Origin of the sequence: Paucibacter sp. PLA-PC-4, assembly GCF_026241155.1 — a bacterium.
Lineage (GTDB): Bacteria > Pseudomonadota > Gammaproteobacteria > Burkholderiales > Burkholderiaceae_C > Roseateles_E.
The window spans coordinates 1-25,204 of the sequence record NZ_JAPFGP010000023.1; the positions used below are offsets into that span (position 1 = coordinate 1).

The window sequence follows — 25,204 nt, forward strand, 5'->3', positions numbered from 1 at the left end:
GGTAGCCCGCCACGATATTGCGCACCTCCCCCTCACGCTGCCAGGTCCCCTTCACCGCGAGCAGCTTGGCATTGAGCGCCACGACACGCTGGCGCTCCCAGATCTCCCGGCGCACGATGACCTGGATGTCCCCGTCCTCGTCTTCCAGCGAGATGAACATCGTCCCCTTGGCCGTCTCGGGCCGCTGCTTGACCGTGACGATGCCGCAGCCCTTCACGGGTCTGCCGTTGGGCAGGTCGTGCAGCTCTGACGACGACATCCAGCCCAGCGCCTTGAGCTTGTCTCTGAGTAGCGCCAGTGGATGCCGGCGCAAGGTCAGCCCCAGCGAGGCGTAGTCAAAAATGATCTCCTCGCCCTCGGGCGCCGGCGGCAGCTCCAGGTAGTCCTCCTGCACCGGCGCATTGCGCAGCAGCGGTGGCGTCGAGCGCTGCGCGGCCGCATCCCAGACCTGCTGCCGGCGATGCCCGCTCAGGCTGGCCAGCGCATCGCCCGAAGCCAACTGCGTCATCTGCTGCTGGTTCAATCCGGCCCGGCGCGCCAGATCCTCGGCGTTGTCGAACACCTGCTCGGCTCTGGCGCGCATGATGGCGTTGGCAGCCTCGGCCGGCAGGCCCTTGACCAGGCGCAGCCCCAGCCGCACGACCGTCTTGCCCTCGTGGTCCTCCAGCGTGCAATCCGAGTCGCTGGCCATCACGTCCGGCGGCAGCACCGTCACGCCATGGCGCTTGGCATCCTGCACCAGCTGGCTCGGCGAGTAGAACCCCAGCGGCTGCGCATTGAGCATGCCGGCCAGGAACTCGGTGGGGCGGTGGCACTTGATCCAGCAGCTCGCATAGACCAGCAGCGCAAAGCTCGCCGCATGCGATTCCGGAAACCCATACTCCGAGAAGCCCTTGATCTGGTTGAAGATCGCTTCAGCGAAGGTCTTCTCATAGCCCCGCGAGGTCATGCCGTCGACGATCTTGCTGTAGTGCTTCTGCAGCCCGCCCTTGCGCTTCCAAGCCGCCATGTCGCGCCGCAGCCGATCCGCCTCGCCGCCGCTGTAGCCGGCCGCCACCATCGCCACCTGCATCACCTGCTCCTGAAACAGCGGCACACCCAAGGTGCGCCCCAGCGCCTCACGCAGCTCCTGGCTTGGATAGACCACAGGCTCGAGCCCCTGGCGGCGCCGCAGATAGGGGTGGACCATATCGCCCTGGATGGGCCCGGGCCGCACGATGGCGACCTCGATGACGAGGTCGTAAAAGCACCGGGGCTTCATGCGCGGCAGCATCGAGCGCTGCGCCCGGCTCTCGATCTGGAACACCCCCACCGTGTCCGAGCGAGAAATCATCTCGTAGGTCCTGGGGTCCTCGGCCGGGATGTCCGCCAGGCCGAAGTCATAGCCGCACTGCTGGCTCACGAAGTTCAATGTCTTGCGGATCGCGGTGAGCATGCCCAGGCCCAGCACGTCGACCTTGAGCAGGCCCAGCGCATCGATATCGTCCTTGTCCCACTCGATCACCGTGCGGTTGTCCATGCGCGCATTGGTGACCGGCACCATGCGCGTGAGCGGCCCGTTCGTCAGCACAAAGCCGCCCGGGTGCTGCGACAAGTGACGCGGAAAACCCATCAGCTGCTGACTCAGATCCACCAACTGCCGCACCGCCAGGTCGGCGGGATCCAGGCCGGATTCACGTAGCCGCTCCACCTCGATGTCCGAGCCATCCCACCACTGCAGACTGCCGCACAGCGCATCGAGCGCCTCCAGCTCGAAGCCCAGCGCCTTGCCCACATCGCGCAGCGCGCTCTTGGAGCGGTAGGAGATGACGACGGCCGTCAGCGCGGCGCGGTCGCGGCCGTACTTGCTGTAGAGGTACTGGATCACCTCCTCGCGTCGTTCGTGCTCGAAGTCGATGTCGATGTCCGGCGGCTCGTTGCGCTCGCGGCTGATGAAGCGCTCGAACAGCACGCTCATGCGGGCCGGGTCGACCTCGGTCACGCCGGTGCAGTAGCAGACCACCGAGTTGGCCGCGCTGCCGCGGCCCTGGCAGAGGATGTGGCGCGAGCGCGCGAACTGCACGATGTCGGCCACCGTCAGAAAGTAGTGCTCGTACTGCAGCTCACCGATCAGGGCCAGCTCATGCTCGATCTGATCGGATACCGAGGCCGGGATGCCTGCAGGCCAGCGCCGGCCTGCCCCCTCGTAGGTCAGCCGCCGCAGATAGGAGGCTGGCGTCTCTCCGACCGGCACCACTTCGGAGGGGTACTGGTAGCGCAGCTCATCCAGGCTCATCTCGCAGCGCTCGGCGACCTTCAAGGTCTCGGCCAGCAGGTCCGCTGGAAACGTCCGCGCCAGCCGCCCCCGGGTTCTCAGATGCCGCTCGGCATTGCGCTCTAGCGCGCGCCCGCAAGCCGTCAACGGTTGGCCCAGCCGGGTGGCGGTCAACACATCCTGCAGCGGCTTGCGGCTGCGCACATGCATATAGACATCGCCGGAGGCCACCAGCGGGATGGCGGTCAGCGCGCTGACCTCTCGCAGCCGCAGCAGCCGGATCTCGTCATCGCTGCGCCGCAACTGATCCACGCCGATCCAGCAACGCCCGATGAAGTAGCGCAGCAGCCAGCGCGCCATGGCCAGCAACTGCTCGGGCGTGGCATGGCGCTGCGGGCAGGCCATCACGACACAGTCGTCCAGATCCTCGGGCCCCAGATCGTCCAGCGCGAAGTGGTAGCTGCCCTTGGGCGAGCGGCGACGCAGGCGCGAGATCAGGTGGCTCAGGTTGCCATAGCCCTTGAAGTTGCCCGCCAGCACGACCAGCGTGAACGGGAACTCGCACTGCACCTCGAACTGACTGCCCACCAGCAGCTTGATGCCATGTTCCTTGGCGGCCACATGGGCGCGCACCATGCCGGCCAGGCTGCATTCGTCGGTGACGGCAATAGCCGAGTAACCGAGCTGCTTGGCGCGCTCGATCAGCTCATGGGGCCAGCTGGCGCCCTTGAGGAAGCTGAAGTTGCTGACGCAACGCAGCTCGGCGTATTGGGGAAGGCTGGCCATGGTGCGCCCGCGTCACGCGAACACTCCGTGCAGATACCAGGCAACCTCGCCATCATCGAGCCGCTGCTGAAACACGCTGAGCACGCCAGCAGTCTCGTTGGCACAGACCCAGTAGTCGCGCACCACATTGCGGGTGACGGCCTCATCGGGCACCCGGTCCCACCAGCCGCCTTCGACGCTGTCGGGGCCGACCAGCATGATCAGCGGACCCTGGTAATGAGGCCGGTGGTCGCGCACGGCGAGCTTGAGCGGCTCCTCCAGGAGAAATGTCGGTTCGGGCAGCTCGGCCAGAGCCTGCGGCTTGCGCAGGCGCCGTTTGCTGGCCGCCTGCCAGCGCGTCATCCACTCGGGCCGGTGGTCGTCACCCAGCGTGGGCTGTAGCACCTTGTCCGGGCCGATGCGTGCCGCAATGCGTTCCAGCACCAGATACAGCGACTCACCCCCGCGCACCGTCTCGGGCAGCAGCGACGCGGTCTCTTCCTGTAGGGCCTGCACATCCAGCACCTCCAGGCGCAGCTCGCCGACCGGCGCCAGCAGCTGGGTCTTGGCCAGGTGTTCGGCCAGCAGGCGCACGAAGTGCTCCAGGTCGCGGATCGGCTCGGCCGTACGGATGGTCAGCGAGCCACCCTCGCCGGCATCTTTGGCCCGCATCGAGTCGTGCACCCAATGCAGTGTGAAGCCGGTCGCTCCCGCATGCCGAGCCGAGAGCCAGCCGCACATCTGCATCAGCAAGGGCCGGGCACTCATCAGCAAGGCCGGCGCATGGTCCTCGCGGCAGGCCAGCTCCATTCGCGCGCTGAACTGCTCAGGCAGCACGCACCAGCGGTGCGCGTCAGGACGCAGGCCATAGGCCTGGTCCAGCGCGGCCAGCAGCGCCGCATCAAAGCGCCGGCTGATGCCGCCACGCGGCAAGGCACGCAGCTGGCCCAGGGTATTGATGCCGGCCCGGGACAAGGTCTCGTGATGCACGGCGGCGGCCGTCAGGCAGACCAGGGGCAAGCTGTCCAGCACCGGCTGCAGCAGTCGTTCGCCCAGACCGGGCACACCGGCGCGTGCCATCGCCAGCGCCGCCATAGCCGTCGGTGCCCAGGAGATCGAGATCACGCCCAGGTCCGGGGCCTCGTCGCCGATCCGCTCCTTCAGGGCCTTCATGCCTTTGAACAGGCGCAAGCTGGCTTCGACCTCCATGACGATGGCGCAGTCTTCCATCACCGCCACGCGAGGTGTGAACTGCAGGCACCAGACCGCAAGACCGGCGAGCGCATCGTTGCGAGCAGGCACCGCAGCGCCGCCAAGCGCCTCAGACGGCGCGTTCGGCGTGGTCCGGGATGCTGACGTCGCCGTGGGCAAGAGGGCTGGCTGCGAGGCTGGCGGGGACGTTGTCAGAGAGGTAGGGTCGAGGATCAGGGCTACCCACAGCATGTTGAGGCGCCTCCTTGGAGGGGATGAGTTGACTGGGCTGCATCACCCGTGGGGTGAGGACATGGACCAGCCCACCGGGGATGGAGGGGAGCATCAGTGTTCCGTCATGGGCCGGGCCTTTGCGCTTGATGATGCGGACCTTCAAGCGCCAGTCGAGGTCCGGGGAGGCCTGCAGGCGAAGTGGCGCGGGCGATGGGTCATGCTGGGCCACGATGGGCCGGCACACGAAGACCGGGCCATCGCAGGACTGGGCCAGCACCTGCAGCCGCCGCAGTTGCTCCGGCCGGGCCTGGGGCAGCCAGGTCAGGATGGCGCCAGCGGCATTGCCCTTGATCAGCTGCTCTGTGCACCACAGGCGCTCAGACGGTGCCTGCGCCTGGATCCAGACGAGGTCGGACTCCTCGATGCCCAGATGCCGCAAGCCCGGCAGGTGCGGGCGCTTGGGCGGGCCGATCACGACCACGGCGGCACCGCCGGCCACCACGGACCTCAGACAGGGACCAATCAGCCGCCACTCCAGCAGCGAGGGCTGGGCCTGCAGGACCTCGGTCAGGCCGCCACAGGGCCAGCCACCGCCCGGCAGCTCGGCATCCAGCGCGGCAAAGCCGGTGCTGAGCACCTTGCTGACGCCCTGCCCCAGCTCATGGCCCCGCCACACCGACTCGGCCACGTCCGCAGGCAGGCAGCGCGCCGGCAACGGCGCGGTGTTCTGGATCGGCGGTGGCAGACTGGGCGGCGCGCACGACATGGGCGGCGCGTCCTCCCAGAGCGAATGGGATGACATGGGATTTGGCAGAAATTAACTGTATGGACATACAGTATATGAGCCCGGACGCGAAGTCCAGCGTAGATCGCAAAGGCCCAGCGGTCTTGTGTGATGCTTTGCCCAAATGACGGCGAGCTCTAGGATGGACGCTTGTTTGCCAAGGATCCTGCATGTGCTACTCCGCTCAGGTCAGACAAGAACACCGGCGCTACATCCGGCAGTTCGGCGTGGAGATCAGCCTCAAGGACTATGTGCGGCTGTTCTGGGACCGCAATCAGGGCACGCGCAACATCAAGATCCCCAAGGCCATGGAGGTGCAGTTCGCCGATCCGCAGACGCCCGAGGAGCGGGAGATCCATGCGCTGATTGAGCAGTGGCATGAGGTCGAGGCGGCACGCCTGGAGCTGGAGCTGTTCAAGCAGAAGAAGCGCTTGGCCGATGCCGAACGCAAGCTGGCCGTCAAAGCGACCAATGGGGCGCGGGAGGACCAGCGGATTGCGAGCAGCAAGATTCCCTGGCTGCTGGGTCAGCTCAGCGACCTCAGGCGGGTCGATTCAGAGGAGCGGGACGGGCGGATCTTCCCCGGCGACTATGCGCCGGTGATGGTGGTCGAGAACGGGGTGCGCGTGCTCAAGCCGATGCGCTATCAGTGCCGCCCAGCCGGTGTGCCGGCCTTCTTCGATCAGAAATATCCGGGCACCTACAACGCGCGCAGAGACAGCCTGGGCGGCTACTGGAAGAAGACCTTCGGCTACAGCCACGGCGTGATCGTGGTCAGTGCCTTCTATGAGCACGTCGAGCAGGTGAAGCCGGACGGCAGCACCGACAAGCTGATCCTGAAGTTCGTGCCCGACACCCATCAGGAGATGCTGGCGGCGGTGCTGTGGGCGCACTGGACCGATGGCAAGGAAGAGCTCGACAGCTTTGCGCTGGTGACCGATGAACCGCCGCCCGAGGTGGCAGCAGCAGGGCATGACCGCTGCATCATTCCGATCAAGCCAGAGCATCTGGACCTGTGGCTGAACCCGGATCCGAGCAAGCTCGATGAGCTGCAGGCGGTGCTGGATGACCGGGAGCGGCCGTTCTACGAGCATCGGTTGGCCGCTTGATACGAGTCTTCCACTGGCCGTTAGGGATAGCTATCCACAGCGGCCAGAAGCCGTCGCCCACAGCCGGCAACTTCCAAACATCTAACCTGGCCACGCCCGCCGAAAACGACCCCTCGCCGCCGAATAGAGTCAGACTTACACCGCCGCCAACATCACGTCAGCACGGCTCACATGGCGCCTGCTCAAGGTGCCTTTAAACTGTCGCGTGCAGCTCAAGCTGACGCCCGCGATGAGTTTGGTGTGCTACTGGAAGAGTTTGTCGGCTACGGTGGTTCGGCCGACAAACTGCATGATGCGGTGAATGCTCTCATTGAACAACAACGCCTCAAGCAAGAGACCGCCACCGCCAATGATCAATAACCACCACGACACGCATCCGCGGTGCAGCTGGCAGGCAGGAACCGGCCCGGCGCTGCTGCACTCAGGTCACATCACATCGATGTACTGACCAATCCGGGTCAGCAAGTCATCGAAGTCCGGCTGTCCCTGATAGTACAGAGCAGCGGTCTTGCGGTACTCCTGAGCGAACCGCTGGCGCTCAGCGGGGTCCGCGAGGATGAACGCCGGATTCTGTGCAATGACCCGCTCATCTCCGGTGCGAAACCGCTGCGCTTTGCGCTCCTGGTAGGCAGGCTCGCGCATGAAATCCTGCACCTCTTTCAGCGCCAACAGGCAGTACACGTCGTAGTAGTGGCGCAAGAAGTTGGCAGGGAAGGACTGAGCATCCGCCAGCCGACGGTACTTGGTGGAGATGGTCTGGAGTTTTTCCACGAAGGTGTGTGTTGGCGCGTAGCACGGTACGGCCGTCGCCCGGTTGTCGATGACCTTCACGCCTCGAACCATCGCCGTATCCAACGCCCAAGATGAGATCGTGACCGAACGATTCGGCGCTGTGTCATCAAACCCCAGTTCCAGCAAGATCCCGTCCTTGACTCCGCTAAGCGCGGGGGCGCGAGGCGTGTAGATCAGTCGAATGCCTGCACTTCGCATCTTGTCGTCATCAAACTGCGTGTCGCGCTCCACGCGGTCGATGCCCGGAATAGAGATACGCACGGCCAGCTCGTCGTAGTAGGCGCGCCGTGACTGAACATGAGCCGGCTTGTCTTGGTTGCGGCCGACCTTCACATCCATGCCATGGGGAGGTTCGATACGGATATCGATATCCTCGGAAAAACGATGAATGACCCCGAACCCTTTCGACAGCGATGTGCCGCCCTTCAGCTCGAACTGAAAGCCCTGGGCCTGCAAGCCCCAAAGGCAATGCATGATCCAGTAGTCCTTTTCGACCAGCATGGGATCGAGCCCCCGCTCGTCCGCGATGACTGCGAGCAGTCGATCGAAGTCCCGCCGATCGTGCAGAAAATCAGCCACCCGACCACTCTCTCAGGCGCTTCCGCGTGGCCAGGTTGCCAAAACGATCAGCGGCACGTTGCAACTGGGCTGGCGCGAACGAAGGCAGCTTGCTGCGCGCCTGGCGCAACACCGCATCGCGATCCTCTGCCAACTCATCCAGGTTGTTCAGCAGGTCCACGTAGAGGAACTCGAGGGTCAGCTTCTTGGGGAAGCGCGGCTTCACCCGAAAATCGAACTGCCGGTTGCCAAGCTTGAAAACGCCATGGCGCTTGTGGTTGTAGACCACGGTGCGGTTGTAGAGCTGGGTTGTGCCCAGGCCCACGGCGTTATAGGCAGAGGGAGAGAAGACCAGGAAGTCCTTGTCTCGCAAAAACCCGCCCACGACCTGCTCGTCGGCAGGCGGCAGCGGGCCAAAGCTCGACTGTTTGGGTGCGTAGTACAGGCCCTGAGCGAGCTTCTTGAGCTTTCCGGTGGCGACCAGTTCACGCAGATGCCGATCCACAGCTGTGGACAGACGTGCGAGATCTTCGCGCCGGTAGACACGCCCGGCCTGCAACTCATCGGCGAGATGCGCGGCAGCGCCTCGCAACGAGGGGGCAGAAGGTAAGACCAAGGCGGACATGACTGGAATTTCATTGACGTTTCATGCATTTTAGCAGCCAGAGTCAACCTGTGCCAGGGCACTTTTGTCAAGCAGCTCTCCTATACGCTTGGCAGCATCGATGCCAAACAATTCATCACCAGATATCCCACCGCATCCAGACGAGATGCCAGATCTGCAGCGCGAGGTTCATCGCCTGTTGGGGCGTTGTTTACTGCGTCTGCAACAGTACGAGCGCCTCCTGAAAGCGCTCGTGGCGAATCACGAGCTTGCAGGCCCGATGCACTCTCTGGAAGGGCTTCGGGATGCCTGCATTCAGGATGCTGCAACCAAAACGCTGGGGACATTGATCGGAAGGTTCTTGGATGACAATGTCGTGACGGAAGGCTCTCAGCGCGAGATCCTGGGTGACGACACAACGACTGACGTCATCTCTTTCGGATTCCGGTTGAACATCCAGATGACGGTAGACGACCACGCCCGAACACGTGACAGCCTCAAGGAGCTGGTGGACCTGCGCAATGGCTGGTCCACCATTTCATAGAGCAGTACGACCTCTGGCGGGCCGACGGTTGCGCAGCTGCGCGTGAATATCTGCTGACCTGCTACGCCCGGATCGACGAGCACTACGAGCAACTCAGGTCTTGGGCCGAGCACATGGAACAGGCACGCCAGCTTGCAGCATCGTTCATGCAATGGTCCGCCTATCACGACCTGGTGGTTAACGGAAATGCGCCGGACGGGATCGTGGACTGGGGGGGCGGCAGGCTGCGTCAGCGCCCTGCGCGAAGCAGCTCTTGCGCTTGCCGTCGATGGCTGGGCTTCAGTCGATGCCGCTGCGGATTGGATCAGCGCCCAGCACCCAGATCAGACGCCGGAGAAGTATGGCTGCCGCACCTGGCGTCAGGTGATCCATGAATCGCGCCGCTTCGATCTACGTTACAGGGACGAAGACGGTCCGAAGAAGGTCTGGTACCAAGAGCGAAACAAGGCTCAGAAAGCTGGACGGTAGCTGCACGCCCGGACTGCCGGCCGACGCTGGGGAGGATCAGAATCGCCCCTGGCGTGCCCCTGAAACGAAACAAGGACCCGAAGGTCCTTGTTTTTACTAGCATTTCTTGGGGTGGCTGATGGGACTCGAACCCACGACAACAGGAATCACAATCCTGGACTCTACCAACTGAGCTACAACCACCGCTGAGCCTATGATTATAGGCAGACTTCAGCGGACTGAGAAGAGTTTTCCTCCCAAACCGCCAAAATTTATTCAATCAAGGAGCGGGCGCCGATGCGGCAGTAGCGGCAGGTGCCGTCACCTTGGTCTTGTAATGGGTCTTCAGCGCCTTGTAGTAGGCCTCGGACTCGGCCGCCGTCCAGGCCTGCGCGTACTGCTGGCTGGCGCGCTGCTCGTCGATCACGGCCGGGTCGCGCGGCAGCAGCTTGTTGATGCGCACCAGCACATAGGCGCCCTCGCCGCTGTCGACACCGACATACGCCGGCAGCTTGCTAGCATCAGCGCGCAACACCTCGTTCAGTACCTTCTGCGACAGGTTGGCCGGCTTGGCACGGGAAACGACCACAGGCGCATCAAGACCGGAGGCGTCGCTAGACTTCTGCAGCGCCGCCAGACGCTCCTGGCCCTGCTTGATGGCCAGCTCGGTGGCGCGCTTTTGCATCAGCTGGGCACGCACCTGCGGCTTCACATCCGCCAAGTCTGGCAGGCGGGCCGGGTTGTGCTGCACCACCCGGGCCGCCGTCAGCTGGTTGGGTGCCGTCTCTACGGCTTCTGTATTGCGTTTGTTGCGCAGCGCATCGTTACCGAATACGGCCTCCAGCAGCTTGGCCGAGGCCAGCGGGCCGCTGGCGCCGGGCGCCGGTGTGCGCTGCACGATGGCGGTCTGGATGCTCAACTTGAGTTTGTCGGCGGCCGGCTTCAGGCTGTCGGACTGCTCATACACGGTATTGCTGAACTGCTCGGCGACTTCGGTGTACTGCTTCTGTGCCTGCTGGCGGCGCACCTCGTCTTCAATCTCAGCGCGCACCGCCTCGAAGCTCTTCTTGTCGCCGCCGCGCAAGCCGGTCAGCTGGATCACGTGGTAGCCGAAATCGGACTCGACCACATTGCTGATCTCGCCCTGCTTGAGCGCATAGGCCGCATCTTCGAAGGGCTTGACCATGGCACCGCGAGCGAAGAAGTCCAGATCGCCGCCATTGGGCGCCGAGCCTTCGTCCTGCGAGTTCTTGCGAGCCAGATCGGCGAAGCCGGTCGGGTTCTTGCGTGCCTCGGCCAACAGCTCCTCGGCGCGCGCCTTGGCCTTGCTTCGCTCGGCAGCTGGCGCATCTTTGTCGGCCTTGATCAGAATATGGCTGGCGCGGCGCTCCTCAGCCACGGTGTAGCGCGACTGGTTCTCGGCGTAGTACTTGCGCAGATCCTCGTCACTGACGGTGACATCGGACTTCAGCGCCTGCAGATCCAGCAGCAGGTACTCGATGCTGGCGGTCTCTGGCAGTTGGAAGCGCGCGTTGTTGGCCGGCTCCTTGTAGAAGGCCTCGATCTCGGCATCGCTGGGATTGACCTGGGCCAGGAAGTCCTTGGCCTCAATGCGCTGTAGCTGCAGCTCGCGCTGCTGCAGCAGGGCATCGAAAGCCACCGCCGCATTGGCCTTGCCGGCCAGCGCCGAGCCACCCACACCCATCATCACCTGGCGCAGGGTCAGGTCTTGACGCAGGCGCTGGGCGAACATCTCCGAACTCATGCCCTGGGCGATCAGCAGGTTCTTATTGACGGTGCCGTCAGGGTTGCGCAGGAAGGCGAACTGCGGGTCGCTGCGGAACAGCTGCTGCAGGCGCTCGTCGCTGACCACCAGATGCTGACCCTGAGCGGCTGCCTGCATCACGCGCTCACGCACCAGCGAGTCCAGCGACTGCTGGCGCGCCTCGGGCGAGTCGAACAGCTTGACGTCCAGATTGGGCATCTGGGCGCGCATTCGCTCCATCTGCTCGCGGTGCGTGGCGTCCCACTCGGCCTGCGTGATCTTGCGACCATTGACACTGGCCACGCCGGCGTTGCTGCCGTCCATAAAGCTGCTGTAACCCTCTAGGCCGACCAGCACGAAGGCGGGCACGATCAAGATCAGCAAGATGAACTGGAACAGGCGATTGTGCTTACGGACGAATTCAAACATCAAGGACCTCAGACAGGCATTGCGGTGCGCGCCGGCATGGCCACGACCGGGCGCTGCTCAAACACGACAAAGGCGAACCTGGGTTCGCCTTTGCATCAGATGTGATTCTAGCCTCGGCGCGCGCCACCTCGGGCGGGCAAGACTTGGTGGGTGCTAACGGGCTCGAACCGCTGACCTACTCCGTGTAAGGGAGCCGCTCTACCAACTGAGCTAAGCACCCGGTTTATCCGGGATTCTTCAGTTCACCGCGTCCTTGAGCGCCTTGCCGGGGCGGAACTTCGGGACCTTGGCCGACTTGATCTTGATCGTGTCGCCGGTGCGCGGATTGCGACCCGTGCGCGCAGCGCGCTTGGTCACACTGAAAGTACCGAAGCCTACCAGAGAAACGCTGCCGTTTTTCTTCAGCGTCGTCTTCACACCGCCAATCAACGCCTCCAGCGCTCGCCCCGCCGCCGCCTTGGAGATGTCTGCCTGCTTGGCGATGTGCTCGATCAGTTCGGACTTGTTCACAAAGAATCCCCTCAAAAGGTTTTGCAAAAACGCGGCAACGAAGGCGACGTCCTGTCTGGGCCGCCAGGGCACCGAAACCTGCCGCGTCCATCCTGGCACGCCAGCGCCGGCGAACCTGCGGGGAAGCGGATTCTAGACGCAATCATCGGGGCTGCTGAGCCAGGAAAAGCCCCGATACAAATGAGCGCCTGGGCGGTCGCCTATGCGCCCGCCCAGGCCGTGCTCACTTGGCCTTGGCGCGGATCTCGGGCAGGGCTTTTTGCAAGTAATAGACCATGGACCAGATGGTCAGCACGACGGCGGCGTAGATCAGCCAGGTACCCCAAAGCCGGGTCGGGATCAAGTCAAACAGGCGACCGTCATAGAGAAGGAAAGGGATGGCCACCATCTGCACCGTGGTTTTGAGCTTGCCCACCATGTGCACGGCCACACTGCGCGAAGCACCGATCTGTGCCATCCACTCGCGCAGCGCCGAGATGGTGATCTCGCGGCCGATGATGACCAGAGCGACCATGGCATTGACTCGCTGCAGTTCCAGCAGCACCAGCAGGGCCGCACAGACCAGGATCTTGTCGGCCACCGGGTCCAGGAAGGCGCCGAAGGCCGAGGTCTGATTGAGCTTGCGGGCCAGATAGCCATCCAGCCAGTCGGTCAAGGCGACCACCACGAAGAGCACGGTGGCAAACAGATTCTGGTGCGCCGGCGCCAAGTCGAGGTAGTAAACGCCGACGATCAGCGGGATCGCGAGGATCCGGGCCCAGGTGAATAGGGTTGGCAGCGTGAAGAACATGCGGGCATTGTGCCCAATTACCGTGCAGCACCCGAGGCGGGCACCGACTTTGTCTCATTAATGCCGAGCCTGGCTCATTGATCGAGCGTGCGCGGTTTGAACTTGCGCTGGTTGTTGAACAGAAAGGTCTCGCTGAACTTCCAGGGCTTGGGCATGCGCGAGACATCGCCGAACGGTGCCGCACGATGCACCGCGTCGATCGCTAGCTGCACCGTATCCAGCGCCTGACCAGGCTTGCGCAGCACATGGATGTGCTTGACGCGGCCATCGGAAAACAGCTCGACCTCCAGCACGGGAATCGCCAACAAGGGCTCGGGCACCTCGCCCATATAGACGCGGTCCGGGTTCGCGACGATCAGCCGGTAGGCCGCCTGCAAACGCAACTCCACTGCGGTACGCACGGGCTTGGGCGGCTCCAGCACCAGGGGCACGGGCTGGCCCGGCGCTTTGCTCGGCAGCTCGGGGCTAGGGGTCGACGGCGCCGAACCGCTGGGTTGTGCCGTTGATGCCGCCGGTGGCGCCGGCGCGCGCGGGCCCGAGCAGCCGACCAGCGCCAGCAGCGCTCCCAGGCCGAGCCCGCGTGCGGCGCGTTGCCAGCGACCGTCTTGTTCAGTGCAAAACACGATAGATTTCCTCAGCCAATTCTCTTGAGACGCCCTTGACCGTACAGAGCTCGTCGACGCTGGCGCCGGCCACGCCGCGCACGCCGCCGAAGCGCTGCAGCAGCTGTGCGCGCTTTTTAGGCCCGACTCCCGCGACATCCTCCAGCTTCGAGCCGCCAGTACGCACAGCCGCCCGCTTGGCGCGCATGCCGGTGATAGCAAAGCGATGCGCCTCGTCGCGAATCTGGGCCACCAACATCAGCGCCGCGGAGTCGCGGCCCAGATAGACCTTGTCGCGACCGTCGGCGAACACCAGTTCTTCCAGCCCGACCTTGCGGCCTTCGCCCTTCTCGACGCCGACGATCAGCGCCAGATCCAGACCCAACTCCTCAAACACCTCGCGCGCCATGGAGACCTGGCCCTTGCCACCGTCGACCAGTACCAGGTCCGGCAGCCGGCCTGTGCCCAGCTGGGCGGCCTCGGCCATTTTGCTGTAGCGCCGCGTCAGCACCTGCCGCATCGCCGCATAGTCGTCGCCGCCGGTGATGCCTTCGATGTTGTAGCGCCGGTACTGGCCGCTCTGCATCTGGTGGCCCTCGAACACGACGCAGGAGGCCATCGTTGCCTCGCCCGCGGTGTGACTGATGTCGAAGCACTCGATACGGAACTTGTCGAGCTCCTGCACGCTCAGGTCCAGCGCCTCGATCAGGGCCTGGGTTCGCGCCTGCTGCGAGCCCTCCTGCGACAGCAAACGTGCCAGCGCCAGCTCAGCGCCCTTGGCGCACATCTCCTGCCAGATGCGGCGCTGGCCGCGCGGCTGAGCCTGGGTCGTCACCTTGTAGCCTGCCTGCAGGGTCAGGGCTTCGGCCAGCGCAGCATCGACGTCCTCGCTGACGACGATCAGCGAGGGCACTTGCGCGTCCAGATAGTGCTGGGCCATGAAGGCCTCCAGCACCTGCTGCTCGGCGGAGCGGCGCGGTGGCTGACCCTCTTCGTCATCATCGGCCAGCGCCACCGCGGTGGCGTCCTCGACATGCTTGGGGAAATAGGCTCGGTCGCCCAGATGCCGCCCTCCCCGCACCATCGCCAGGTTGACGCAGGCCCGCCCGCCCTGCACCTTGACGGCCAGGATGTCGACATCGCGGTCACGCCCGGTGGCGCTGTTCTCGTCCATCGCCTGCTGCTGCAAGACCTTGGACAGCGCGCTGATCTGGTTGCGCACTTCGGCCGCCAGCTCGAACTGCAGCGCGTCGGCATAAGCCATCATCTGAGCCTGCAACCCGTCCATCACCTCCTGCGTCTCGCCCAGCAAAAAGCGCTCGGCGTTGCGCACATCCCGGCCATATTCCGCCCCCTGCCCCTCGGGCACACAAGGCCCCGAGCAGCGTCGGATCTGGAAGAGCAGGCAGGGCCGGCTGCGGTTGTTGAAAACCGTGTCCTCGCAGGTGCGCAGCCGGAACACCTTCTGAATCAGCTGTATCGACTCTTTGACCGCCCAGGCGCTCGGGAATGGCCCGAAATAGCGGTGCCGCCTGTCGACTGCACCGCGGTAATAGCTGACCCGCGGGTAGTCATGGCCGCTGAGTTTCAGATAGGGATAGCTCTTGTCGTCGCGAAACAGGATGTTGAACTTCGGGTTCAACGTCTTGATCAGATTGTTTTCCAGCAGCAAAGCCTCGGCCTCGGTGCGCACCACCGTCGTCTGCAGCCGCGCGATGCGCGCGACCATCATGCCGATGCGGGTGCCGCCATGGTCTTTCTGGAAGTAACTCGAGACCCGCTTCTTCAGGTTCTTGGCCTTGCCGACATACAGGACCTGGTCCTGAGCGTCGAAATAGCGGTAGACGCCAGGCAGGCTCGGCAAGGCCGCGACTTCGGCCAATACTGCGGCCAGCACCTGGGCGCGCAGCTCGCGCGAGGCTTGCTCGGCGTCGGCCGGCTCGGGTGTCGCTGCGGTATCGGTATCGGAGGGGTTGCTGCTGCCTTGCATGGGGCGCGATTGTGCCGCCAGATAATCCGGCGATGAGATTGCAATGGGATCTGTTCTGTCGCGTGGTCGACAACTATGGCGATATCGGCGTGAGCTGGCGGCTGGCCCGCGATCTTGCGGCGCGCGGCCAGACCGTGCGACTGTGGCTCGATGATGCCTGCGCGCTGGCCTGGATGGCGCCCGACGGCGCGCCGCAAGGTATCGAGGTGTTGGCCTGGGACGATGCCGACCATGCGGCGGCGGTCGGCGATATCGTCATCGAGACCTTTGGCTGCGAGCTGCCGCCGGCCTTTGTGGCGCGCATGGCGGCCCGGCCAATGGCGCCGCAATGGATCAATCTTGAGTACCTCAGCGCCGAGCCCTATGTCGAGCGCAGCCACGGCCTGGCCTCGCCGCAATTCAGTGGCCCCGGCGCTGGCCTGGCCAAGCGTTTTTTCTATCCCGGCTTCACGCCACGCACCGGCGGCCTGCTGCGCGAGCCCGAGCTGCTGCAGCGCCAGCAGCGCTTCGACGCCCCCTCCTGGCTGGCCGCCCAAGGCATCGCACCGCAGCCGGGCGAGCGCCTGGTCAGCCTGTTCGCCTATCCCAACCCGGCGTTGCCGGCGCTACTGCAGTCGCTCGCCGACACACCGACCCTGCTGCTGGTATGCCCGGGTGCGGCCCAGACCCAGATCGCCGGGCTGGCGCTGCCGCCGACGCTGCGCTGGCGGGCATTGCCGTACTTGAGCCAACCCGAGTTCGATCACCTGCTCTGGGCCTGCGATCTGAACTTTGTGCGCGGCGAGGACTCCTTTGTGCGCGCTCAGTGGGCGGCCAAACCGTTTGTCTGGCAGATCTATCCTCAGCAAGACGGCGCCCACGGTCAGAAGCTCGAAGCCTTCATGGACTTGTGGCTGGCCGATGCGACAGCGGAGCTGGCCGCCGCCAGTCGAAGCCTGTGGCGCGCCTGGAACGCCTTGACTGTCTGGCCGGCCTGCCTGCCACCGGCCGAGGCCGCGCAGCGCCATGCGCAGCGCTGGCGTTCGCATTTGGCAGCACAAGCCGATCTGAGCGCTCAGCTGCTTCGCTTCATCGGCGTTTCAGGCTAAAATATCGGGCTTTGCCGCGCCATGGGAGTTTTCGGGCGCGCGCTGGGCACCTGCTTTCACCTGTCCGAGAGCAAGCCAGCCCCCAACCACGACTCCCTCTACGGACCCGAACACTCATGAAGATCGCTCAAGAAATCCGCGCCGGCAACGTGATCATGCACGGCAAGGACCCGATGGTCGTGCTGAAGACCGAATACAGCCGCGGTGGCCGCAATGCCGCCACCGTGCGCATGAAGCTCAAGAGCCTGCTGAACAACTCCGGCACCGAAGTCGTGTTCAAGGCCGACGACAAGATGGACCAGATCATTCTGGAAAAGAAGGAGTGCACCTACTCCTACTTCGCCGACCCGATGTACGCCTTCATGGACGCCGAGTACAACCAGTTTGAGGTGGAAGCCGAGAACATGGGTGACGCGCTGTCCTATCTGGAAGACGCGATGCCTGTGGAAGTGGTGTTCTACGAAGGCAAGGCCATCTCGGTCGAACTGCCGACCAGCCTGGTGCGCGAAGTGACCTGGACCGAGCCGGCCGTCAAGGGCGACACCTCGGGCAAGGTGCTCAAGCCCGCCAAGATCTCCACCGGCTTCGAAATCCCGGTGCCGATCTTTGTGGCCCAGGGCGACAAGATCGAAATCGATACTCGCACGCACGAGTACCGCAAGCGCGTCTAAACCGCCAAACAGACTAGCCAATCCATCACAAGGGCACCCTCGGGTGCCCTTGTGCATTTCAGGCGCTGTTTCAGGCGCCGTACTGGCGACTCTTGCCGAGCAAAACCTCGTGATGCCCCGCGCCGGCGGGAATCATCGGGAAGCAGTTCTCCTCGGCCGCCACCACCACATCCAGGAAAAACGGCCCTTCGCTGGACAGACACTCGGCAAGCGCCGCGTCCAGGGACTCGCGCTGCTCGACCCGTCGGGCTTGCCAGCCGAAGGCCTTGGCCAGCGGGACAAAATCCGGCAGCGCCTCGGTATAACTGTGGCTTAACCGGTTGCCGTGGATCAGCTCCTGCCACTGCCGCACCATGCCCATGCGACCATTGTTGCTGAGCACTACCTTGACCGGCGTGCGGTGCTGGGTCGCGGTCGACAGCTCCTGGATGTTCATCAGAATCGATGCATCGCCGCTGACGCAGACCACCAGGGCCTCGGGATGCGCGATCTGCGCGCCGATCGCTGCCGGCAAGCCGTAGCCCATGGTGCCGGCGCCGCCTGAGCTGAGCCAGCGGCCGGGGCGCTGCTGGCGCAGGTATTGCGCGGCCCACATCTGGTGCTGGCCCACATCGGTGGCAACGATGGCATCGCGGTCGGCCAGCTGCGCATCGAGCCGGCTCATCAGGGTCTGCGGCAAGATGCAATCACTGCGATCCTCGAACGCCAGCGAGCGCTCGGCACGCCAGCCCTCGATCCGCGCCCACCAGTCGCCCAGATCACAGCTCCCCTGCCAGCCCTGCTCCAGCACCCGCAAGCTCGCGCCGCAATCGCCCAGCAGGGCCACATCAGCCTGGACTACCTTGCCGATCGAGCGCGGGTCGACGTCCAGATGGATGACCTTGGCATGCGGACAGAAAGCATCGAGTCGCCCGGTCACACGGTCGTCAAAGCGCGCGCCGACACAGACCACCAGATCGGCATGGTGCATCGCCAGATTGGCCTCCAGGCTACCGTGCATGCCCAGCATGCCCAGCCACTGCAAGTCGTCGGCCGGGAAGGCGCCCAGCCCCATCAAGGTCAGCGTGCAGGGCGCGCCGCTGGCGCGCACCAAGCGCGTGAAGGCCGCGCAGGCCGCTGGGCCGGCATTGATCAGCCCGCCGCCGCCATAGAAGACCGGCCGGCGCGCCTGCGCCAGCAATGCCAACGCGGCCTGGACTTCAGAGGCCGCCGGCAGGACAGGCGCAGCCCTGGGCAACACCGGCGCCCGCCACGCCGCCACCGGCGCCAGCTGCACATCCTTGGGCACATCGACCAGCACCGGCCCCGGCCGCCCGCCGGCCGCCTTGGCATGCGCCAGCGCCACGGTCTCGCTGAGCGCAGCCGCCTCACGCACCTGCACATTCCACTTGGTCACCGGCCGCGAGATCCCTAACGCATCGCACTCCTGGAAGGCATCGGTGCCGATGGCCGTGGTCGCAACCTGACCGCTGATGCACAGCACAGGGATCGAGTCGCACAAGGCGTCGAGCAGGCCGGTGGTGGTGTTGCTCATGCCTGGACCCGAGGTCACAAAGACCACGCCGACCCGCCCGGTCGTGCGCGCATAGCCCTGGGCGGCATGGACGGCGGCCTGCTCGTGGCGCACCAGCACATGGCGCAGCCTTGGCTCGGCGTACAGCGCGTCGTACAAGGGAAGCACCGCGCCACCGGGGTAGCCGAACACGGTATCGACGCCCAGGCTCAGCAGGGTCGCAATCAGGGCTTCGGCGCCATTACATGGAAGAGTTTGCGGGCGGGCGTGGGGCAGGTCTTGGAGAACAGCATTCATGCCCTCACTGTGCCCAAGCTCGCCCAGAAATTGCTGCTGAAATTTCCTGCATTGGACTTCAATTCAGGAAAATTTCCTTGATGAATAGAATCCGGCAGCATGAAACTCGATAAATTCGACCTAGGCATTCTGACCGAGCTACAACGCGACGCCCGCATCAGCCTGCAGGAGCTGTCCGGCAAGGTCGGCCTGACCAGCTCGCCGTGCTGGACCCGCATCAAGCGCATGGAAGAAGCCGGCGTCATCGAGGGCTACTCGGTGCGGGTCAATGCCGCCAAGATCGGCCTGGCCGACACCGTGATCGTGCAGGTGACCCTGAACGATCACTCGGACGCCGCGCTGTTCGAGTTCGGCCGCGCGCTGGAGCAGATCCCTGAGGTGCTGGAGGCCTTTCTGGTCTCAGGCGACTACGACTACTACGTGCGCATCGCGGTGGCCGACACCCGCGACTACGAGCGCCTGCTGCGCGAGCGGCTCTACAAGATTCCCGGCATCCGCCACAGCAAGAGCAGCTTTGTGCTGCGCCAGCTCAAGCAGAGCCAGCTGCCGCTCAATCGCTAGCAGTCACTCGAAGCGCCGTTCGCGCAGCCATTTGGTCGCCACCCACTTTTCGCCGGCCAGCACCGGCGCGCCGCCGTGCAGGCTTTGCGTGATCGGGTGCGGCCGGTCATAGCTGAAGAACACCGCATTGCCCTTGATCGGCGCGACCTCCAGGCCGATGTCGGGAAAGATCGTCGCGCCGCCCTGCTCGGGCGTGTTCAGATACATCACCAGCGTGGCGACCCGTTGGCCGCCGCGCTGCAGTATCGGTGGGGTGCTGGTGTGGCGCGGGTCGAAGTAGTCGTAGTGCGGCAGGTATTCGGCGCCGGGCCGGTAGCGCAGCACTTGCAGACCCTCGCCGTTCTCGACCGGCCAGTTCAGCAGTCGGGCGATGCGGGCCTCGACCCGCTGGCAGATCTCGTTCTCGCCGCGCTCGAAGAACATGCCCTCGCTGGTGCGCGCCGCATTGACCTCGCTGCCATCGGCCGAGGCCGCCACCGTCTCGGAGCGGGCCAGGCGGCTGGCCGCCGCCGCGCGCATCAGATCGCATTCCTCGTCGGACAGCAGCCCGCCGAACACCAGCAGGCGCGGCAGTTGCAGGCTGACCAGCACCCCGACCGCGCGGTCGCCCGCATTCAAGAGCGGTGGCGCGCCGCTCAGATCGGGCTCGGGCACCGCGCTAGGCACCGGCAGCACCAGACCTTGGCCCGGCACGAAACCGGCAACGCTTTGCGCCAGCGCTTGGGCCGCGACCGCCTCGTCCCAGCCGCTCTTGAGCATGGCCTGAAGCACCTGCTCGGCAGTCAGCCCAGCCTTGGCCTGATCGACGATCCAGCGCTGCAGCTCAGGGGTGATGGTCTGGGCACTCATGGTGGACTCCGACCCGCTCAGCCCAGCCGGCGGCGAAACAGCAGGCGCTCGGGCGTCGACAGCTCGGCCTCATAGGCATAGCCGTCGAGATTGAAACCCTTCAGGCCCGCCGGTGTGTCTATGCGCTGCGTGATCGCATAGCGCGCCATCAGGCCGCGCGCCCGCTTGGCGAAGAAGCTGATGATCTTGTATTGGCCGTTCTTCCAGTCCTCGAACTGACACTCGATCACGCGCGGCTGCAAGGCCTTGCGATCGGCCGCCTTGAAATACTCCTGCGACGCGAGATTGACGATCACCGGCACCTGCTGCTGGGCTGCGCACGCATTCAGGTGCTCGGCCAGCGTGTCACCCCAGAAGCCGTAGAGATGGCCGCCGCGCTCGGTGGCCAGCCGCGTGCCCATCTCCAGGCGGTAGGGCTGCATGCGGTCCAGCGGTCGCAGCACGCCGTACAGCCCGGACAGGATGGCCAGATGCTGCTGCGCCCATTGCAGGTCCTCGACACCCAGGCTCTTGGCGTCCAGGCCGTCATAGACATCGCCGTTGAAGGCCAGCACCGCCGGCTTGCTATTGGCCTCGGTAAAGCGTGGCTGCCAGGCGTGGTAACGGTTCACATTGAGCTCGGAGAGTGCCGGGCTCAGATCCATCAGTGCGGCGATATCGGCCGCCGTCTTGGTCTTCAAGACCTTGATCAAGGCCTTGGACTGGGGCAGGAACTGCGGCTCGGTGGCGAGCTTGAGCAAGGGCTCAGGTACCGGGGTGTCGTAGTCCAGCGATTTGGCGGGCGAAAGCAGATAAAGCATGGCGCCATTTTGCCCGCTTCGGCGCCGGTGGCGCGGACGGGGGTCAGGCCTTGCGCCCGCGCAGCAGCAGCACGACGCCGACCAGCACCACAAGAGCCGCCAGCCACTCATAGCCGCTGACCGCCTCGCCGGCGATCACCACCCCAAGCAACATCGCGATCACCGGATTGACGAAAGAATAGCTCGACGCCAGGCTGGCCGGCGCCTCGGCCAGCAGCACCATATAGGCGTTGAAGGCAATCAGCGAGCCAAACACCACCAGATACAACCAGGCCCAGACCGCCTCGCTGCGCAGCGGCAAGCTCAGGGTCTCGCCGCTGAGCAGGCTCAACAGCATCAGCACCGCGCCGCCGGCCAGCATCTCGCTGGCAAAACCCATGGGCCCGGCCGCCAACGCAAAGCCGCGCTGCGACAGGACGCTTCCGAGCGCCCAGCAGGCGCAGGCCGTCGTGATCGCGACCAGGCCTTGCGGCGAGGCACCGAAACCCTGGCCCTGGGTCAGCATCAGCACGCCGAACAGGCCCACAACAATACCAGCGAGCTCCAGCCGGCTGGGCAGCACCCGCCACAGCAAGTTCAGCGCCGCAATCATCAATGGCATCACCGCGATGAAGGCCACTACCAGACCCGAGCCGACGGTCTGCTCGGCCGTCGCCGTGCCGCCCATGCCGCCGCCCAGCATCAGGCTGCCCACCAGCAGCGCATTGAGCCATTGGCGCGGGCCTGGCCATGGCGCACCGCGCCAGCGCATCCAGGCGGCCAGCAAGACACCGGCGGTCAGGAAGCGCGTGCCCATCTGGAAGAAGGGCGGGAAGCTCAGCAAGGCGTATTTGATGGCCAGATAGGTCGAGCCCCAGACCAGCCAGGTGGCGGCCAGGCAGGCGATCACTCGGGGGCTCAGACCGCCGCTGCGGCTCAGTGTGTTGCTGTTGTCCATGGCTGGCAATGCTAGGGAACTGGCACACCGGCTTGAAGATGAAACTGATGCTTCAAAGAGGCCAAGACCTTAAACTTGCAGGACATTCAAGCACTTAACCTGTAAATCCATGGACTACATGCTGGACCACCATGACAGCCGCATCCTGGCCGAGTTGCAAGCCGATGCCCGGCTGAGCATGGCCGAGCTGGGCCGGCGCGTGCACCTGAGCCAGCCGGCCGTCACCGAGCGGGTGCGCAGGCTCGAAGAGGTCGGCGTGATCAGCGGCTACCGCGCCGTGGTCGACAGTGCCCGCCTCGGCTATGCGATCCGTGCGGTGATACGAGTGGGACGGGCCGACGAGGCGCGGGTGCGCAAGGCAGTCGAGGCCAGCCCCGAAGTGCTGACCGCCTTCAATGTGACCGGCGAAGACAGCTGGATCCTGGAGATCGCCGTGCGCGATGTCGCGCATTTGGAGCTGGTGCTGCAGCGCTACTGCGCGCTGGCCGAGACCTCCACCGCCATCATCTTGAAGAGCGTGCGCGAGAACGCACCGCTGCGCCCTGCCCCGCTGCTGGCGCCGACCGGCAGCGCAGCAGCACAGGACAAGAAAACGCCGGCCACCGCGAAGCGGCGCCGGCGCAATCCCCTGGCCTGAAGGGCCTGGCCTTACTTGGCGAGCAGCTGATTGACCGCCGCCACATCCTCGGGTCGCAGTTGGCCGGCAGCCTGGCGCAAACGCAGGCCGGTCAGCACCACGTCATAACGGGCCTTGGCCAGGTCGCGCTGCGTCGCGTAGAGCTGGCTTTGGGCGTTCAGCACATCGAGGTTGACGCGCACGCCGACCTTGTAACCCAGCTGGGTGGCTTCCAGCGCCAGCTTGCTGGACGACTCGGCGGCCTCCAAGGCCTTGACCTGGGCGGCCAGCGATTGCACGCCGAAGAAGGCACGGCGCGTGCCCTCCGCTACCGTGCGGCGGGCAAACTCCAGGTCATTGCGCGATCGCTCCTGCAGCGCCAGCGTTTCCTTGATGCGGTTGCTGTTGTAGCCGCCGGTGTACAGCGGCAGATTCATCTCGACCGCGACCGAACCCTGCCCGCCGGTGCCCGGCAGCTGCGCGCCGCGGCCGCGGGCATTGCTGACGCCCAGATTGCCGCTGAGGTCCACCGTCACGCCGTCCGCCGCTCGGGCCTTGTCTGCTTCTAGACCCGCCACATCCAGGCCCAGCCGCGCCTTGCGCACCTGGGGGTGCAACTCGTCGGCCTGGTTGACCCAGGGGTCCACCGTCAAGGGCGTCACGGCCGGCAGCGCCACCGGCACGGCCAGGGCCTTAGGCTCGACGCCGCTACGGCCGACGATCTGGTCCAGCGTGATGCGCTTGATGCGCAGGTCGTTGTCGGCCGCGAGCTCGCGGGCGCTTTCCACATCGAAGCGGGCCTGGGCCTCGCGGGTATCAGTGATGGTGGCAGTACCGACCTCAAAGTTGCGCTTAGCCGAAGCCAGCTGCTCGGCGATGGCGGCCTTGCTGGCCCGTGTCGTCGACAGCACATCGCCGGCCGCCAGCACATCGAAATAGGCTTGCGAGACGCGCACGATCAGGTCCTGCTCGGCGATCTCGAGATCGGCCTGGGCGACATTGAGTCCGCGCTTGGCCTGCTCGATCGTGATCTTATTGCTGCGGTTGTACAGCGCATAGTTCGCCCGCAGGCCGGCCTGCACCGTGCTCGAGCCGACCCGGTCGCCGGCCACCTTGGCGCCACCGGCGCCATAGACCGTCGGGGGATCGCTTTGCAGATGCGTACCGCTGACGCCCAGACCCAGCGTGGGCCGGTCCAGCGCATTGGCCTGCTCGGCCTTGTAGATGGCCGAGTCGGCCTGGGCCCGGGCGGCCAGATAGCCGGCGTCATAAACGCGCGCGGCTTCGTAGAGTTCCAGCAGGCTTTGCGCCTGGGCGCTGGCCGCGGCGCCGAAAGCCAGGGCCACGCACAGTGACAGTCGGGTCAATGAAGAACTCATGCGCGAACGCGGGCTTGTCTTATTTTTCATTTTCTGATCAGCGAACATGAGGCTTCCTTGGCTTGCGATGAGTGTTTGTGAAGGCCTGGGCCGGCGCTTCGGGTGCTACGGTCAATATCTGGGCACGGACGGGTCGGCCTCGCAGGACCAAGCGTCAATGCCGCCGGCGAGGTTATAGACCGACTCGAAGCCCTGACGCTCCAGGAATGCGACGACCTGCAGACTTCGCATGCCATGGTGGCAATAAACGACGACAGGCTGCGCCGGATCCAGCTCGGCCAGACGCCCGCTCACCTGCCCCATCGGGATCAGCTTGCTGGCCACCCCGTCCAGCCGGATGCTGGCCAGCGCGGCCTCCCAGGGCTCGCGCACGTCCAGCAGCAGCGGCTTTTGGCCGCTCACCCCGCCAGCGCACAGAGCCCGCGCGGCTTCAATGGTCAGCTGCTCAGGCATGCGGCTCAGAACGAGAAGGCGGTGTGCTCGGCAAAGCCGGGAAGGCGCGGCGCGACGGTGTCGAACAGCACCGTGCTGCTGAAGCCCGCGCCCGAACGCGTGTAGAGCGTCGCGCGCATCACCGGCAGCTCGCCGACGATGGCCACCAGGCGGCCGCCGGGCTTGAGTTGGTCCAGCAGAGCCTGCGGCACCTCAGCCACCGAGCCCGCCAGCAAGATCACATCGAACGGCGCCTCGGCGGCCAGGCCCTGGGCGCCATGGCCCTCGCGCACCTTGGCATTGCCGACACCGTTGCGCTTGAGCGTCTCGGCCGCCAGCTTGGCCTGCTGTGCATCGGCCTCCAGACTGATCACGCTTTGTGCCTTGTGGGCCAGCAGGGCCGTCAGATAGCCGGCGCCGGTGCCGATCTCCAGCACCTTCTCGTGGCGCGCCACCTTCAGCTCCTGCAGCAGCCGGGCTTCGACCCGCGGCGCCAGCATGGCTCCGCCGTGCGGCAGCGGGATCTCGGTGTCCATAAAGGCCAGCGCCCGGTGGGCCGGCGGCACGAAGTCCTCGCGCTTGACCAGGGCCAGCAGCGACAACACGCCCTGGTCCAGCACATCCCAGGGGCGGATCTGCTGTTCGATCATATTGAAGCGGGCTTGTTCGACGTTCATAAGGTTCCTCGAAGAC

The 25,204-nt window shown here is 65.1% G+C and carries 25 protein-coding genes and 2 tRNA genes; 8 read left to right on the forward strand and 19 right to left on the reverse strand.

All coding sequences use genetic code 11. From position 1 onward, the window contains the following. The 3 genes from OOZ63_RS25370 to imuA form a co-directional block, all read right to left on the reverse strand. A partial coding sequence (locus OOZ63_RS25370) for an error-prone DNA polymerase (RefSeq protein ID WP_266008452.1) occupies positions 1-3,040 on the reverse strand: 3,040 nt, incomplete at its 3' end. A 12-nt stretch (positions 3,041-3,052) separates the two neighbouring features. Next, positions 3,053-4,321, reverse strand: coding sequence for a Y-family DNA polymerase (locus OOZ63_RS25375; RefSeq protein WP_266008453.1), 1,269 nt, complete (start codon positions 4,319-4,321; stop codon positions 3,053-3,055). A gap of 19 nt (positions 4,322-4,340) precedes the next feature. Continuing rightward, positions 4,341-5,246, reverse strand: coding sequence for a translesion DNA synthesis-associated protein ImuA (gene imuA, locus OOZ63_RS25380; protein ID WP_266008454.1), 906 nt, complete (start codon positions 5,244-5,246; stop codon positions 4,341-4,343). 152 nt (positions 5,247-5,398) lie between these two features. Between imuA and OOZ63_RS25385 the strand changes: the two genes are divergently transcribed. Both OOZ63_RS25385 and OOZ63_RS25390 read left to right on the forward strand, forming a co-directional pair. Continuing rightward, complete coding sequence (locus OOZ63_RS25385; protein ID WP_266008455.1) at positions 5,399-6,337, forward strand: SOS response-associated peptidase family protein; 939 nt, start codon at positions 5,399-5,401, stop codon at positions 6,335-6,337. Between the two features lie 171 nt (positions 6,338-6,508). Next, the gene (locus OOZ63_RS25390; RefSeq protein ID WP_266008456.1) at positions 6,509-6,697 is read left to right on the forward strand and encodes a hypothetical protein; all 189 of its coding nucleotides are present in this window, start codon (positions 6,509-6,511) and stop codon (positions 6,695-6,697) included. 66 nt (positions 6,698-6,763) lie between these two features. Here OOZ63_RS25390 and OOZ63_RS25395 read toward each other — a convergent pair whose 3' ends face one another. Together OOZ63_RS25395 and OOZ63_RS25400 are read right to left on the reverse strand one after the other, a co-directional pair. After that, complete coding sequence (locus OOZ63_RS25395) at positions 6,764-7,708, reverse strand: nucleotidyl transferase AbiEii/AbiGii toxin family protein (RefSeq protein ID WP_266008457.1); 945 nt, start codon at positions 7,706-7,708, stop codon at positions 6,764-6,766. Next, complete coding sequence (locus OOZ63_RS25400) at positions 7,701-8,312, reverse strand: DUF6088 family protein (protein ID WP_266008458.1); 612 nt, start codon at positions 8,310-8,312, stop codon at positions 7,701-7,703. Before OOZ63_RS25400 ends, OOZ63_RS25395 begins: the two co-directional genes overlap by 8 nt. Before the next feature lie 145 nt (positions 8,313-8,457). Here OOZ63_RS25400 and OOZ63_RS25405 point away from each other — a divergent pair, with 145 nt between their 5' ends. Together OOZ63_RS25405 and OOZ63_RS25410 are read left to right on the forward strand one after the other, a co-directional pair. Continuing rightward, positions 8,458-8,835, forward strand: coding sequence for a hypothetical protein (locus tag OOZ63_RS25405; RefSeq protein ID WP_266008459.1), 378 nt, complete (start codon positions 8,458-8,460; stop codon positions 8,833-8,835). 186 nt (positions 8,836-9,021) lie between these two features. After that, the gene (locus tag OOZ63_RS25410) at positions 9,022-9,303 is read left to right on the forward strand and encodes an OST-HTH/LOTUS domain-containing protein (protein ID WP_266008525.1); all 282 of its coding nucleotides are present in this window, start codon (positions 9,022-9,024) and stop codon (positions 9,301-9,303) included. A 107-nt stretch (positions 9,304-9,410) separates the two neighbouring features. On the opposite strand, the gene OOZ63_RS25415 is transcribed toward OOZ63_RS25410, so the two are convergent. The 7 genes from OOZ63_RS25415 to uvrC form a co-directional block, all read right to left on the reverse strand. Then, a tRNA-His gene (locus OOZ63_RS25415) sits at positions 9,411-9,486 on the reverse strand. 76 nt (positions 9,487-9,562) lie between these two features. Next, positions 9,563-11,476 (reverse strand): SurA N-terminal domain-containing protein, encoded by a 1,914-nt coding sequence (locus tag OOZ63_RS25420; RefSeq protein ID WP_266008460.1) that lies wholly within the window; start codon positions 11,474-11,476, stop codon positions 9,563-9,565. Positions 11,477-11,620: 144 nt separating this feature from the next. After that, positions 11,621-11,696 (reverse strand) — tRNA-Val (locus OOZ63_RS25425). 17 nt (positions 11,697-11,713) lie between these two features. Then, complete coding sequence (locus OOZ63_RS25430; protein ID WP_137942461.1) at positions 11,714-11,986, reverse strand: HU family DNA-binding protein; 273 nt, start codon at positions 11,984-11,986, stop codon at positions 11,714-11,716. 223 nt (positions 11,987-12,209) lie between these two features. Then, the gene (gene pgsA, locus OOZ63_RS25435; protein WP_266008461.1) at positions 12,210-12,776 is read right to left on the reverse strand and encodes a CDP-diacylglycerol--glycerol-3-phosphate 3-phosphatidyltransferase; all 567 of its coding nucleotides are present in this window, start codon (positions 12,774-12,776) and stop codon (positions 12,210-12,212) included. 74 nt (positions 12,777-12,850) lie between these two features. Next, entirely contained in the window at positions 12,851-13,399 is a 549-nt protein-coding gene (locus OOZ63_RS25440) for a hypothetical protein (RefSeq protein WP_266008463.1), read from the reverse strand. Continuing rightward, complete coding sequence (gene uvrC / locus OOZ63_RS25445) at positions 13,386-15,368, reverse strand: excinuclease ABC subunit UvrC (protein WP_266008464.1); 1,983 nt, start codon at positions 15,366-15,368, stop codon at positions 13,386-13,388. Before uvrC ends, OOZ63_RS25440 begins: the two co-directional genes overlap by 14 nt. 32 nt (positions 15,369-15,400) lie before the next feature. On the opposite strand from uvrC, the gene earP reads away from it, so the two are divergent. Next, positions 15,401-16,456 carry an elongation factor P maturation arginine rhamnosyltransferase EarP gene (gene earP / locus OOZ63_RS25450; protein ID WP_266008465.1) on the forward strand — a complete coding sequence of 352 codons (1,056 nt, stop codon included), beginning with the start codon at positions 15,401-15,403 and terminating at the stop codon, positions 16,454-16,456. A 116-nt stretch (positions 16,457-16,572) separates the two neighbouring features. Then, positions 16,573-17,127 (forward strand): elongation factor P, encoded by a 555-nt coding sequence (gene efp, locus OOZ63_RS25455; RefSeq protein ID WP_137942436.1) that lies wholly within the window; start codon positions 16,573-16,575, stop codon positions 17,125-17,127. Positions 17,128-17,197: 70 nt separating this feature from the next. Here the strand turns inward: efp and ilvB are convergent, their stop codons facing one another. Beyond that, positions 17,198-18,937: a biosynthetic-type acetolactate synthase large subunit gene (gene ilvB / locus OOZ63_RS25460; protein WP_266008466.1), complete on the reverse strand. Its 1,740-nt coding sequence runs from the start codon at positions 18,935-18,937 to the stop codon at positions 17,198-17,200. Positions 18,938-19,036: 99 nt separating this feature from the next. Between ilvB and OOZ63_RS25465 the strand changes: the two genes are divergently transcribed. Continuing rightward, positions 19,037-19,498, forward strand: coding sequence for an Lrp/AsnC family transcriptional regulator (locus OOZ63_RS25465; RefSeq protein ID WP_266008467.1), 462 nt, complete (start codon positions 19,037-19,039; stop codon positions 19,496-19,498). A 3-nt stretch (positions 19,499-19,501) separates the two neighbouring features. Here OOZ63_RS25465 and OOZ63_RS25470 read toward each other — a convergent pair whose 3' ends face one another. Genes OOZ63_RS25470 through OOZ63_RS25480 form a run of 3 tightly spaced genes read right to left on the reverse strand, consistent with a single transcriptional unit; the run spans position 19,502 to position 22,084 of the window. Next, positions 19,502-20,347, reverse strand: coding sequence for a 2OG-Fe(II) oxygenase (locus OOZ63_RS25470; RefSeq protein WP_266008469.1), 846 nt, complete (start codon positions 20,345-20,347; stop codon positions 19,502-19,504). A 17-nt stretch (positions 20,348-20,364) separates the two neighbouring features. Continuing rightward, a complete protein-coding gene (gene yaaA, locus OOZ63_RS25475) occupies positions 20,365-21,147 on the reverse strand; it encodes a peroxide stress protein YaaA (RefSeq protein WP_266008470.1) in 783 nt (260 codons plus the stop codon). A gap of 43 nt (positions 21,148-21,190) precedes the next feature. Further along, complete coding sequence (locus OOZ63_RS25480; RefSeq protein WP_266008471.1) at positions 21,191-22,084, reverse strand: EamA family transporter; 894 nt, start codon at positions 22,082-22,084, stop codon at positions 21,191-21,193. A 109-nt stretch (positions 22,085-22,193) separates the two neighbouring features. Here OOZ63_RS25480 and OOZ63_RS25485 point away from each other — a divergent pair, with 109 nt between their 5' ends. Next, a complete protein-coding gene (locus OOZ63_RS25485) occupies positions 22,194-22,721 on the forward strand; it encodes an Lrp/AsnC family transcriptional regulator (protein ID WP_266008472.1) in 528 nt (175 codons plus the stop codon). 11 nt (positions 22,722-22,732) lie between these two features. Here OOZ63_RS25485 and OOZ63_RS25490 read toward each other — a convergent pair whose 3' ends face one another. From OOZ63_RS25490 to OOZ63_RS25500, 3 genes are all read right to left on the reverse strand, one after another. Beyond that, positions 22,733-24,079, reverse strand: coding sequence for a TolC family outer membrane protein (locus OOZ63_RS25490; protein ID WP_266008474.1), 1,347 nt, complete (start codon positions 24,077-24,079; stop codon positions 22,733-22,735). A 111-nt stretch (positions 24,080-24,190) separates the two neighbouring features. Further along, complete coding sequence (locus OOZ63_RS25495; RefSeq protein WP_266008476.1) at positions 24,191-24,532, reverse strand: rhodanese-like domain-containing protein; 342 nt, start codon at positions 24,530-24,532, stop codon at positions 24,191-24,193. 5 nt (positions 24,533-24,537) lie between these two features. After that, positions 24,538-25,188 carry a protein-L-isoaspartate O-methyltransferase family protein gene (locus OOZ63_RS25500; RefSeq protein WP_266008478.1) on the reverse strand — a complete coding sequence of 217 codons (651 nt, stop codon included), beginning with the start codon at positions 25,186-25,188 and terminating at the stop codon, positions 24,538-24,540. Positions 25,189-25,204 lie beyond the last annotated feature (16 nt).